12 protein-coding genes are annotated in these 11,714 nt (G+C 57.2%); all 12 read left to right on the top strand.

The window, feature by feature from the left end:
- Nucleotides 1–10 precede the first annotated feature (10 nt).
- The 12 genes from nrfD (at nt 11) to O2597_RS06785 (ending at nt 11,679) form a co-directional block, all read left to right on the top strand.
- Entirely contained in the window at nt 11–1,522 is a 1,512-nt protein-coding gene (gene nrfD / locus O2597_RS06840) for an NrfD/PsrC family molybdoenzyme membrane anchor subunit (protein WP_269523535.1), read from the top strand.
- Nucleotides 1,522–2,052 (top strand): DUF3341 domain-containing protein, encoded by a 531-nt coding sequence (locus O2597_RS06835; protein ID WP_269523533.1) that lies wholly within the window; start codon nt 1,522–1,524, stop codon nt 2,050–2,052. The genes nrfD and O2597_RS06835 overlap by 1 nt, the downstream gene beginning before the upstream one ends.
- 6 nt (nt 2,053–2,058) lie before the next feature.
- Entirely contained in the window at nt 2,059–2,712 is a 654-nt protein-coding gene (locus O2597_RS06830; protein ID WP_269523531.1) for a c-type cytochrome, read from the top strand.
- A gap of 2 nt (nt 2,713–2,714) precedes the next feature.
- Nucleotides 2,715–3,986, top strand: a complete 1,272-nt coding sequence (locus O2597_RS06825; RefSeq protein ID WP_269523529.1) for a hypothetical protein — start codon at nt 2,715–2,717, stop codon at nt 3,984–3,986.
- Nucleotides 3,987–3,990: 4 nt separating this feature from the next.
- On the top strand, nt 3,991–4,284 hold the full coding sequence (locus tag O2597_RS06820) for a hypothetical protein (protein WP_269523527.1): 294 nt from the start codon (nt 3,991–3,993) through the stop codon (nt 4,282–4,284).
- A gap of 6 nt (nt 4,285–4,290) precedes the next feature.
- On the top strand, nt 4,291–4,482 hold the full coding sequence (locus O2597_RS06815) for a hypothetical protein (RefSeq protein WP_269523525.1): 192 nt from the start codon (nt 4,291–4,293) through the stop codon (nt 4,480–4,482).
- A gap of 111 nt (nt 4,483–4,593) precedes the next feature.
- Nucleotides 4,594–6,078, top strand: coding sequence for a cbb3-type cytochrome c oxidase subunit I (locus O2597_RS06810; RefSeq protein ID WP_269523524.1), 1,485 nt, complete (start codon nt 4,594–4,596; stop codon nt 6,076–6,078).
- Nucleotides 6,078–6,752, top strand: coding sequence for a cbb3-type cytochrome c oxidase subunit II (locus tag O2597_RS06805; protein WP_269523522.1), 675 nt, complete (start codon nt 6,078–6,080; stop codon nt 6,750–6,752). The genes O2597_RS06810 and O2597_RS06805 overlap by 1 nt, the downstream gene beginning before the upstream one ends.
- Entirely contained in the window at nt 6,752–7,516 is a 765-nt protein-coding gene (locus tag O2597_RS06800) for a c-type cytochrome (RefSeq protein WP_269523520.1), read from the top strand. The genes O2597_RS06805 and O2597_RS06800 overlap by 1 nt, the downstream gene beginning before the upstream one ends.
- 104 nt (nt 7,517–7,620) lie before the next feature.
- Nucleotides 7,621–8,811 (top strand): aldose 1-epimerase family protein, encoded by a 1,191-nt coding sequence (locus O2597_RS06795; protein ID WP_269523518.1) that lies wholly within the window; start codon nt 7,621–7,623, stop codon nt 8,809–8,811.
- Between the two features lie 165 nt (nt 8,812–8,976).
- A complete protein-coding gene (locus O2597_RS06790; protein WP_269523516.1) occupies nt 8,977–9,441 on the top strand; it encodes a superoxide dismutase, Ni in 465 nt (154 codons plus the stop codon).
- Nucleotides 9,442–9,534: 93 nt separating this feature from the next.
- Nucleotides 9,535–11,679, top strand: coding sequence for a carbohydrate binding family 9 domain-containing protein (locus O2597_RS06785; RefSeq protein WP_269523514.1), 2,145 nt, complete (start codon nt 9,535–9,537; stop codon nt 11,677–11,679).
- The last annotated feature ends 35 nt before the right edge of the window (nt 11,680–11,714 follow it).

Below are 11,714 nucleotides of genomic sequence, written 5' to 3'. Positions count from 1 at the left end.
AAGCGAAAAAATGGCTACGACTTCACACGAAAGCTCCATGGACCCGGCCTTGCTGGCCAAGGTGCAGCCTGCCGAGCTTGTCGAGCAACCCCTGGTCACGAACAACCGTGATTTCAACTGGGTGACCGACAAGATCTGCCGGATCGTCGAAACACCGACGCCGATCTGGTGGTGGGTATGCATGGCGGTCGCGCTCCTGACTGCCGCCTTCACCGGCCTCGGTCTGCTCTGGCTCGTCAGTACCGGTGTCGGTGTCTGGGGCCTGGCCAACCCGATCAACTGGGGCTGGGCGATTGTTAACTTCGTTTTCTGGATCGGTATCGGCCACGCCGGTACCCTGATTTCCGCGGTGCTCTGCTTGCTCAAGCAGGGCTGGCGGACCTCGATCAACCGGGCGGCGGAGGCCATGACCATTTTCGCGGTGGTCTGTGCGGGTATTTTCCCGCTCTTCCACGTGGGCCGGGTCTGGTTCGCCTGGTGGCTCTTTCCCTTGCCCAATGCCAACGGGATCTGGCCGCAGTTCCGCTCGCCGCTGGAATGGGACGTCTTCGCGGTCTCGACCTACGGTACGGTGTCGGTGCTCTTCTGGTACATGGGGATGATTCCCGACCTCGGCGTGTTGCGCGACCGTGCGGTCCAGCGCCTGAAGGCCGGTGCCTACGAAGGTGCGACCGAGTGCAAGAAGAAGCTGTCCTACGGCATGGATGTCTTCCGCAAGTATTTCTACGCGGTCTTCGCGATGGGCTGGCGCAATGCCGGTAACCACTGGCGCAACTATGAAATGGCCTATCTGATCCTGGCCGGTCTTTCCACGCCGCTGGTGCTCTCCGTGCACACGATCGTGTCCTTCGACTTCGCGGTCGCCCAGTTGCCCGGCTGGCACACCACCATCTTCCCGCCGTACTTCGTGGCCGGGGCGATTTTCTCCGGTTTCGGCATGGTGCTGACCCTGATGCTTCCGCTGCGTGCGATCTACGGCATGCACGACCTGATCACCCAGCGTCACATCGACAACATGTGCAAGATCTGCCTGGGTACCGGTTCGATCGTGGGCTACGCCTACATCATGGAGTTCTTCATCGCCTGGTACGGTGCGAACCCCTACGAAAGCTTCGCCTTTATCAACCGTGCCTTCGGCCAGTACTGGTGGGCCTACATCATGATGTTCAGCTGCAACGTCTTCACCCCGCAGCTCTTCTGGTTCAAGAAGGTCCGCCAGAACTGGACGGTCGTCTGGGTCATGTCGATCTTCATCAACGTGGGCATGTGGTTCGAGCGTTTCGTCATCACCGTGACCTCGCTGGCCAATGACTTCCTTCCCAGCAGCTGGGGCTACTACTCACCGACGATCGTGGATATCTTCACCTTCTTCGGCACCTTTGGCCTCTTCAGTACGCTATTCCTCTTATTCCTTCGCTTCCTGCCGCTCATGCCGATCGCTGAAATCAAGTTCGTCATGCCGCAGGGCGATCCGCACGGGCATACCGGCCACGGTGAAGATGCACAAGGAGGGCAACACTAATGTCTGACAAATACGGAATTATCGCTAGTTTTCCGGACACGCCGTCATTCTACCATGCGGCGGAGAAGGTACGTGACGCAGGCTACAGGAAGTGGGACACCTATTCCTCCTTCCCGGTGCACGGGATGCCGGCCGCCCAGGGGCAGCCGCGCTCCAAGGTGCCGATCTTCACATTCTGCGGCGGTCTCACCGGTTTCCTCACCGGCCTGACGATCGTCTGGTTCATGAACTACTTCAACTACCCGCTGATCGTGGGGGGGAAACCGTTCTTCAGCCCGGTCTTCCCGTTCCCGATCATGTATGAGCTGACCATTCTGCTCTCCGCTTTCGGGACGCTCGGCGGCATGTTCATCACCAACCTGCTTCCGCAGCACTACAACTCCCTTTTTAACAGTGATACATTCCTGGAAGTGGCCGGCGACCGCCTGGTCATCGCGATTGAATCCCGCGATCCGAAATTTGATCCTGTCGCCACCCGGCAGTTCCTCGAGGAAATCGGGGGCTCCGACATCGAGGAGGTCAGCGCGTAACGAGTCATGAAGATTTTTCTTACCATCTACGTATTAGCCATCGTCTGTGTGGTTTCGATTTTCGGTTTCCGGGGATCGACCAGCAAGAAGGAGCCGCTCGAGGTCTTCCCCGACATGGACCGCCAGGCCCGCTACAAGCCGCAGGCCGAGAACAGCTTCTTTGCCGACGGTCGCAACGATCGTCCGGTACCGGCCAACACCGTGGCACGCGGCAACTACCTCAACTATGACGAGGTCTTTTCCGCCGACTTCGAGGATACCGTGCTGGGCAACTCCGCCTACCTGTACGGCAAGAATCCCGATGGGTCCTTCTACCAAGGCTTCCCGGTTGAGCCGACCAACGAGCTCATGCTCAAGGGCCAGCAGAAGTTCAACATCTTCTGTGCCGCCTGCCACGGCGAGGCCGGTGACGGCAACGGCGTGACCAAGCCTTACGGGGTCTTGGCGGCCAACTACCACGACGACCGCCTGCGCGGGGTCGAGGACGGCTACCTTTATGATGTCATCTCCAACGGCAAGGGCTTGATGTTCGGTCTGAAGGACCGCCTCACCCCGGAAGAACGTTGGGCAATTGTCTTGTATGTCCGGGCATTGCAGCGCTCCCAGAATGCGGAAGCCGCTGAGCTGTCTGAAACGAAACGCACGGAGCTGGGAATTTAACTATGAGTTCGGAAGCAATAAACGCCAAAACCAAGAAGGTCGGGTTGATTGCACTCGTCGCCGGAATCGCGGGTCTCGCGGTTGCCGGAGTGGGCCTGTTCCAGGGCCTCGGAGCCGACGACGCACGTCCACTGATGAGCTGGCTGATCGGGGTGGCCTTCTGGCTCTCGATTGCCCTGGGGATGCTTTTCCTCACCCAGATCTGGTATGTGTTCCATGCCCGCTGGCCGGTGATCATCCGCCGCCAATGTGAGCACTGCTTTGCCGCTTTTCCATGGCTGCTGCTGATCTTCCTGCCGCTGGCCCTGATCCCGCTCTTTCATGAGAATCCGGGCATCCTGTGGAAATGGATGAATGGTGCGAACCCCTTGCCGGGCCACGGAACAGTGGGCGAGGACCCGCTCTATTCCTGGAAGACCCCGTACCTGAACATTCCCTTCTTCCTGATCCGCGTGTTCGGTATCTTCGGTGTGTTCATGCTGATTTCCGGACTCCTGCGCAAGTGGTCCTTCGACACGGACAAGACCGGTGACGCGAACAACACCCACAAGGCCCGCCGCCTGTCCTCCATCGGGCTCTTCCTCTGTGCGGCCGCCGCCACCCTGGGCGCGATCGACTGGTTCAAGTCGCTCGAATACCACTGGTTCTCCACCATGTACGGGGTCTGGTTCTTTGCCGCCAGCATGCGTGCGGCCCTCAGCTCGATCCTCATCCTTTGTGTGATCCTGGCCTACAAGGGCCACCTCAAGGGGATCCTGAAGCAGGCGCACCGCTACGACATCGGCTGCATGATGCTGGCCTTCACCATCTTCTGGACCTACATCAGCTTCTCCCAGTACTTCCTCGTGTACAATGCGAACATTCCGGAAGAAACCTTCTGGTACAATATCCGTGAAAAGAACTTCGACGGGACCCTGAACAGTTGGTGGTGGATCAGCATGTGCCTGGTCTTCTGCAACTTCCTCGTTCCGTTCCTGATCCTGCTCTGGTACAAGACCAAGGTCGTGGTCTGGCGCACGGTCGCGATTTCCGCCTGGATCCTGATTTTTCACATCGTCGACCTCTACTGGAATATCGTTCCGGGCAAGTTGCCGACTACGGATCATAGCGAAGGCTATCTGGTCCGGCAGTTCTCTGTCACTCCTTTCGATATCGCCGCGCTGATCGGCGTGGGCGGGGTCTGCATCTGGGCGGTGACGCGCAGCATGGTCAAGACCGAGCCGATTCCGATCCGCGACCCCAACATCGCCAAATCACTCAACTATACGGAGTAGTCCGATGTCTGAACATTCCACCAACGAAAATAGTCAATTGCTGACTTTCCTCGGAAGCCTGGGAGCCATCCTGATCTTCCTGATTATCCTCTTTATTGCCTACCTGCCGAACCGTCCGGCACCGGTTGACGCGAGCGTTCGCGCCAACCGCGTGGCCAAGTCGGAAGAGTCGCTTGCCGCCGGCCAGAAAAAGCTGGAGGGCTATGAAGTGGTCGATGCCGCCAACGGTGTGGTCCGCATTCCGATCGAGGATGCCATGAGCCTCACCCTCAAGGAATACCGCGAAGCCGCAGAATAATTGTTTATGGATGTCGAAAGCTATACGGACCTGTTGCCATTGATCGTGCTCGGAGGGCTCTTCTTCGCCTCGGCCGTCGGCGCGCTCTACTGGTCTTCCAAGCGCGGGCATTTTCGCAATTTCGATTCTCAAGCAAAAGTCATTTTCACGGACGAAGAGCCGGAAGGGGAGGTCTCCGACCGCTTCCCCGGCAAGTAGTCACCTAAATCAATCGAGTAAAAATCACGAGGAGAGATATGAATCAGCCCTTGGGGCAATAGAACGAAACGAGTCTTTCTACTTCTGATTTTTTGAGTTCAAGATCCACCCATGAGTCAGCATGCAACTATTCCGGACGCGCCGGCCAATCCGTATTCAACAACGGATGAGGACGTGCGCGCGGAGCTCAGTGAAATCGACGGTTCGATCCGGTCGGCTGCCCTGTTTTTTACCATCTCGGCCATTTTCTGGCTGTTGGCGGGCACCGTCTTCGCACTGATTACGGCATATAAGGCGCACGAGCCTGCATTCCTTACCGGCACCGAGTTCACGACCTTCGGCCGCATGCGCTCGGCACACCTCAATGCCATGGCGCTCGGGTGGGGGAACAATATCATTTTCGCAGTGGGCTTGTGGATCATGGCTCGTCTGTGCCGGGCACCGATCCGCCACGGCGGCATGCTGCAGATCGCCGGCATTATTTGGAATATCGGTCTCACGGTCGGTATCTTCGGTATCATTCGAGGAGACATCACCTCGGTCGAGTGGCTGGAAATTCCGCAGTATGCGACTCCCATGCTTGCGCTGGGCTATGCCTTGGTCGGGGTGTGGGGCATTATGACTTTCCGTTTCCGCAAAGGGGAACACGTGTATGTCTCCCAGTGGTACATTCTCGGTGCCCTGTTCTGGTTTCCATGGCTCTACATCGTGGCCCAGATCATGATCATCTGGTTCCCCGCACGCGGGGTGGTTCAGGCCGTGACCAACTGGTGGTTTGCCCACAACGTGCTCGGCCTTTGGCTCACGCCGATGGCCCTCGGTACTGCCTACTACCTCATCCCGAAGGTGCTGGGGCGCCCCATATATTCCTACTATTTGTCCATGCTCGGTTTCTGGACGCTCGCCCTGTTCTACAACTGGGCGGGGGTGCACCACTTGATTGCAGGTCCGATTCCCGTCTGGCTGATTTCCGCCGCTATTGTCGGTTCGGTCATGATGGTGATCCCCGTCGTCGTGGTGGCGATCAACCACCACATGTCGGTGGTCTGGCTGCATAAGCAGGTCTGGCGCAGTCCGACCCTCCGCTTCGTGGTCTTCGGGGCGATTTCCTACACCATGGTCAGCTTGATCGGTTCCGCCATGGCCCTGCGCTCGGTCAACGAGATCACCCACTTTACCCACTTTACGGTCGGCCACGCCCACCACGGGGTCTACGCCTTCTTCACCATGATCATGTTCGGTGCGGTTTACTACATGATGCCACGCCTACTGAAGCGTGAATGGCCGTCCGCCTCGCTCATCCGTATCCACTTCTGGGGCACGTCGATCGGTATCACTATCATGCTGGTTGCGCTGCACTATGCCGGATGGATTCAGGGCTTGGAAATGAACAACGCCGAAATCCCTTTCCTTGAAATCGTGAAACACACCGTGCCTTGGCTGAAGGCCCGTTCCGTTTCCGGTATTTTCCTGACCGTGGGGCACGTTGCCTTTGCCGTGAATTTCTTCTGGATGCTCTTTGCCGCCGGTGCGATCAAGGCGAAGGAAGGACCGACCCTTCTGCAGGACGCCGGCAAGGAAGGAGGTGTCGCGTAATGAAAAACCTTCCGCTTCTATTCTGTGGAATCTTCTTCACGCTGGCCTTCTCGTTTTCGGGCTTGGTCCTGTCGAGCAACATCCAGCTCGGATCCTTGGGGCAATCGACCGAAACGCTGGTCCCGAGCGATGACGGTACCTCCATGGTCATGCCCGAGGGCGAGCCGCTGTATCCGCGCCGGCCTTCCGGCTTGGCCGAGCAGGGCAAGGAAATCTACATCGAGATGGGCTGCATCTACTGCCACAGCCAGCAGACCCGCCGTCAGGGCTTCGGGGCTGATATCGACCGTAACTGGGGTGCCCGTGCGACGGTCGCCCGCGACTACGTGCTGCAGGACCGCGTGCTGCTCGGCACCATGCGCACGGGGCCGGATCTGGTGAACCTGGGTGGACGCTATGCCGGTCAATCCGGCAAGGATTGGAACTATGTCCACCTCTACAATCCGCAGATCGTTTCTCCCGGATCGACCATGCCGCCGTTCCCTTTCCTTTACAAGGTGCAGCCGATCGGAGACGAACCGTCTGCCAATGCCTTGAGTTTTCCCCCCGGTTCCGAATATGCTCCGGCAGCCGGTTACGAAGTCGTGCCGACCCGGCGTGCGGAAGCTCTGGTTGAATACCTCCTGAGCCTTAAGATCGATTACAGTTTGCCTGAAGCCCCCATTCTTGAGTGATGAGCGACGATTTACAGACCAACGGACCGAATCCGAACAGCAAGGCTTCGCTCGAGAAAGCGGCCATGCAAGACGAACAGGTGCAGGATGTGCACGCCCAGCTGATGCGAGAGAAGGATGAGCCGACGGAAGGTTTTTCACCGATTCCGATCGTGCTGATTTTCCTCTTTGCGGCTCTTTGCTTTTGGGGTGGGGTGTACCTGATCGAGTATGGGGGTGACTTCCGCTCCGATGTGTTCGATCCGGATTACGATCCGGCTGCCGCTGCTGCGCCGCGTCCGGAGATTTCGCTCTTTGACCGTGGCTCCAAGGTCTTCCGGAACCAGTGTGCCCAGTGCCACCAAGCGACGGGTAGCGGGATCCCGGGGGTCTATCCGCCATTGGCCGGATCCGAGTGGGTTCAGGGACATCCTGAAGTGGTTGCCCGTATCCTGATCAACGGCCTGGGCGGCCCGATCGAAGTCGAAGGGAATACCTTCAATGGCAATATGCCTTCTTTCGGTCCCAATGGCCTGAATCTCAAGCCCAAGGAAATCGCCGGGGTCATCACCTACATCCGCCAGGAGTGGGGCAATACCGCTTCCGAGGTGACTGAAGAGATGATGGATACCTATCTGGAGCAGTACGGTGCGCGAACCGCGACCTGGACCGCCGGTGAATTGAAGGAAGGGCTTTCCGAAGTGCCTGCTGCTGCGCCGGAGGAAGCTCCGGAGGCGGAATCTGAAGGTGAGTCGCCCGTCGCTGAGGCGGCTCCCGAAGCATAAGCACGCTGTTGGCAGGCTGTCTTCTCATTGCGTGGCCTTGAGGGATCGGGTGGACGAACGCTTTTGGCCTTCACTTTCCATGGCTTGGAGCCTATGGAAGTGGCATGGCTACTTTATTCCAGGAAACCCTTCTCGATTCGGAGACAAACTTATCGACCGACGAGTATATTATTGATGCCTCGGTCGTCCCTGCAGGCAGCGGTGCGGCTTGGTCCGTGCGTAAATACACCCTGAGGGGCGGACTGCAGGAGGGGGTCGATGTCGTCGAGATCGACAACGGCAAGCTGCGCTTCGCGGTGTTGCCCACCCGTGGCATGGGGATTCTCAAAGCGGGCTGCGGCGACGTCCGCTTGGGCTGGGATTCTCCGGTCAAAGATCCGGTGCACCCGTCCTTCGTGAACTTACAGGACCGTGGCGGACTCGGTTGGCTGCGAGGCTTCAATGAGTGGATCGTACGCTGCGGCTTGAGCAGTATGGGCGCACCGGGCACCGACGTGATGTTTGATAACAACGGGAATCCGTCCGAAGAATTCCTGACCCTCCACGGTAAGATTGCCAATTTGCCGGCGAGAAAACTGGCGATCGAAATTACGGACGAGGCCATCATCCTGCGCGGCGAAGTCGACGAAACCATGCTCTTCGGCCCCGCTCTCCGGCTCAACACCGAGATCCGGACCTCCTTTGCTTCCGCGGCGCTGTCGATTACCGATACGGTCACGAATATCGGCCGGAATGCGACCGAGCACCAACTCTTGTATCATATCAACCAGGGCGGGCCGATCCTGGAGAAGGGCGCGCGCGTGATGCTGCCCTACAAGCAGGTGGCACCCCGGGATGCCCGTGCCGCCGAAGGAATCGCCGGTTTTGACCGTTATGACGGACCGGTCGCCGGCTTTGTCGAACAAGCTTACTTTTTCGAGTTGGCAGGCAAGCGCGGCACTCAGGAAAGCCTCGCCATGCTGCGAAATGCCAAAGGCAACCAAGCTTCCGTGCTGCGCTATAGCTTGAAGGACTTTCCCTGCTTCACGCTTTGGAAAAATACGGCCGCCCTCGAAGACGGTTATGTGACCGGTTTGGAGCCGGCGACCGCCTATCCGTCGGCACGTAGCTTCGAGCGCAGCAAGGGCCGTGTCATTACCCTGCAAGGAGGCGAGTCCCGTACGACAAGCTTAAGCGTGGAAGCACTGGATACCCGCAAGGCGGTCCAAGCCGTGGAGAAGGAAATACAGGCGCTGCAGAAGCGTGTGCAGCCTAAGGTACACGCTCAACCGATCGCCAAATTTTCAGACGTCTAGGACTGACTCCAATTGATCCTGGCAACTTCGCCCCGGTTACAGTCGGGGCGATCTCCTCGCTCTCCGCCATATACGCAATAATGTTCAGAGAGCTCTCCGGCTGGTTTGCATCTACCAAGACTTTCATTAGCCTAGATGTCCTCGATTCAATATACGGTCAAAACTATGAAACTACTACCAACCTCCCTCTTCGCCGTGGCCGCAGTGCTGGCTCCGGCAACCTTCATTCTTCCACAACAGGCTTCGGCTCACTGCCAAATTCCCTGCGGGATCTATCACGACTCCGCACGGGTGGCCGCCATGCTGGAAGACGCCCAAACCGTAGCCAAAGCCTGCACCCTGGTCGGCGAGCTGGCCGGTAAAACCGATGCCCAGTCGCAGCAGCAACTGGTGCGCTGGGTCACCAACAAGGAAGCGCATGCCCAGAAGGTGATTGCCACGATCAGCGATTATTTTCTCACCCAGCGGGTCAAACCCAGTCAGGATGATTATGCCGAGCGTCTTCAAAAGCATCATGCCGTCATTCTGGCCGCCATGAAGGCCAAGCAAAATGCGGACGGCAGCTATGCGGAGGCCTTGACCGAAGCGATTCAAGCCCTGCGAGCATACTATCCCGAACACATGCATTAAGTCCATATTGACGCAGTCATGTCTGGTTTAAGATAAGGTGGTATTGCACTTGCTGATAGCGGTTGGCTCTGTCTATATGAGCAGCCTACCAAAATGCATCAGTTGCCACTTATCCGTGCTACGCTAATCTTCTGCTATGCCTTTGTGATTGCAGGGCCATTCGAAGTACGGGCAGCTGTTTCCAGCTCGACAGTTGAGGCGGTTTCATCTTCGCCGCAAGCTGGGCGTATCTTGGAGGTTCCGAAGGTGCAAACCGAGGCGGGCGACCGGGTTTCTTCCGGGGTGGCTGGCCTAAAGCCCACTGCTCTTGAAATTGACGGGAATCTCGACGATCCGTCATGGGCCTCGGCTGTCACGAGCGCGAATTTTTGGTGCTCGTTCGAAAATCGCGAGCCGTCGGACGCGACCGAAGTGCTCGTCATGATGGATGGAGACTACCTCTATTTCGGTTTCCGTCTGTACGACAGTGAACCTGAATCCATCCAGGCACGGAGGACTGTTCGCGATACCGGATTTGCTTACGATGATGTGATCACGGTCGAGCTGGACACCTATTTCAACCGTCGGGACATCTCCAGTTTCTCGATGAACCCCCTTGGCACGCAGTCCGATGATTTGGCCGGCGGTCGTTCCGAGAAGGTCGAGTGGAAGGGGGACTGGCTCGGGGCAGCGACGAAGACGGAATACGGATGGTCGGCAGAGTTTGCGATTCCCTTCTCCGTATTGAACTACCGGTCGCAGGATACCGTATTCGGATTAAACTTTAAGCGCTACCAGAGCCGGACCCGTGAATACAGTTGGTGGGCCGATGTCAGTCCCCTGAACCTATCGGAAATGATGGGGAGCATGACTGGGCTGGAATTGCCTGAATTGGAATCGAGGAAGGTCTGGACATTCATGCCGTTCGTCCTTGCCGGTAAAAACATTCCCAACAAGTCCGGGACGATCAAGGACACGCTCGTGACCGGCGGCATTGATATTCGCTACCAGCCGCGTCCCGATTGGACCGGGGTCATTTCACTGAACCCTGACTTCAGTCAAGTGGAAGACGCGGTCGAGGATATCAGCTTTTCCTACACGGAAAAGGCGGTTGCCGATAACCGACCTTTTTTTGCCGAGGGGGCGGATTATTTCTCGGATGGAGAAAAGTATTTCTATTCAAACCGTGTGGCTGACTTTGACTATGGCGCGAAGACCTTCGGCCGCTATGGAGCCAATCAGTTTGCTGTTCTGGCAACGGGTGCACCGGATGACCGTAATGATTTCGTGGGGCGCTGGATCCATGAAATCGACGAGCGGCATTCCGCGACAGGGACTGTTGTGGCAACACGACAGACTGCCTATGACAATATGCTGGGATTGCTTCGATTTGACGGCCGCCGCGGACAGCGGGGGCTGACCTATGCGGCCGACTTGGCAATGACGGATACCTCGGACCTCTATGAGGCGGATCCGCGATCCGGCGAGGGCACCCATTTTAATGGCAGCCTGGGATGGCAGGAAGATTACTGGAGCCTAAGCGGAACGATGGACCGGTATGATGTGAATTATTTCCCCGCCTTGGCGCTCTTAAGTGAAGACCTGCCGGGCACACGTGGCTACAGCACAAATTTAAGTTATTACCGGGAGCAATCCAACAAATTATGGCGAGTTCTTGAGGGCAATGTCGGCTATACCTTGCGTGAAACGGAATCTGGCGATGTTCAAAACCGGAAATGGTATGTGGGCGGTAGTGTCGAATTTGAGTCCCAGATTCGAACCTCACTTTACGCAGAGGAGGGGCCCTACCGTCCGGTTGGCGATGAGCGAGGGGAGTTTCGTGACTACATGTATCAGGATCGTTATTACAGCGCGACAGTCGATTTCCTGACCCGAAGTAATGTCGTTTCATTTGGTGCCCAATACGACTGGGGGCAACTTGGTAGCGGCGACTATGAGCACTACTTGATCTATGGCTGGTGGCGGCCGGTCGATACGGTGCAAATGCAAGTCTCGCATGAAATTACAGAAAGCTTCGGGCGAACCGAGCAAACCATCGCAAGTGGCTCTTGGCAGTTTACGCCAGAAGATTCCGTCGGCGGGCGTATTATTGTCTATTCGTCTGAATACGGATCCGACAATTATTACCGCCTAACCTATGGCCGCAAGGTTCGGCAAGGTATCGACCTGTATCTTGTCTATGACAATAGTCCGTATCAGGACGAGCAGTATTCCATTAAACTCGTGAAGACTTTTTGAGCACCGAAATTGAATCCAATAAAGCTTTTCCCTTT

The organism is Coraliomargarita parva (assembly GCF_027257905.1).
GTDB lineage: Bacteria > Verrucomicrobiota > Verrucomicrobiia > Opitutales > Coraliomargaritaceae > Coraliomargarita_A > Coraliomargarita_A parva.
The sequence above is the reverse complement of the archived record's forward strand: the minus strand, read 5'-3'. Positions and strand labels throughout refer to the sequence as shown.

What these genes read in the sequence shown, in the direction of transcription:
- nrfD (WP_269523535.1), top strand. Translation starts at nt 11, where the DNA reads ATGGCTACGACTTCACACGAAAGCTCCATGGACCCGGCCTTGCTGGCC.
- O2597_RS06835 (WP_269523533.1), top strand. Translation starts at nt 1,522, where the DNA reads ATGTCTGACAAATACGGAATTATCGCTAGTTTTCCGGACACGCCGTCA.
- O2597_RS06830 (WP_269523531.1), top strand. Translation starts at nt 2,059, where the DNA reads ATGAAGATTTTTCTTACCATCTACGTATTAGCCATCGTCTGTGTGGTT.
- O2597_RS06825 (WP_269523529.1), top strand. Translation starts at nt 2,715, where the DNA reads ATGAGTTCGGAAGCAATAAACGCCAAAACCAAGAAGGTCGGGTTGATT.
- O2597_RS06820 (WP_269523527.1), top strand. Translation starts at nt 3,991, where the DNA reads ATGTCTGAACATTCCACCAACGAAAATAGTCAATTGCTGACTTTCCTC.
- O2597_RS06815 (WP_269523525.1), top strand. Translation starts at nt 4,291, where the DNA reads ATGGATGTCGAAAGCTATACGGACCTGTTGCCATTGATCGTGCTCGGA.
- O2597_RS06810 (WP_269523524.1), top strand. Translation starts at nt 4,594, where the DNA reads ATGAGTCAGCATGCAACTATTCCGGACGCGCCGGCCAATCCGTATTCA.
- O2597_RS06805 (WP_269523522.1), top strand. Translation starts at nt 6,078, where the DNA reads ATGAAAAACCTTCCGCTTCTATTCTGTGGAATCTTCTTCACGCTGGCC.
- O2597_RS06800 (WP_269523520.1), top strand. Translation starts at nt 6,752, where the DNA reads ATGAGCGACGATTTACAGACCAACGGACCGAATCCGAACAGCAAGGCT.
- O2597_RS06795 (WP_269523518.1), top strand. Translation starts at nt 7,621, where the DNA reads ATGGCTACTTTATTCCAGGAAACCCTTCTCGATTCGGAGACAAACTTA.
- O2597_RS06790 (WP_269523516.1), top strand. Translation starts at nt 8,977, where the DNA reads ATGAAACTACTACCAACCTCCCTCTTCGCCGTGGCCGCAGTGCTGGCT.
- O2597_RS06785 (WP_269523514.1), top strand. Translation starts at nt 9,535, where the DNA reads ATGCATCAGTTGCCACTTATCCGTGCTACGCTAATCTTCTGCTATGCC.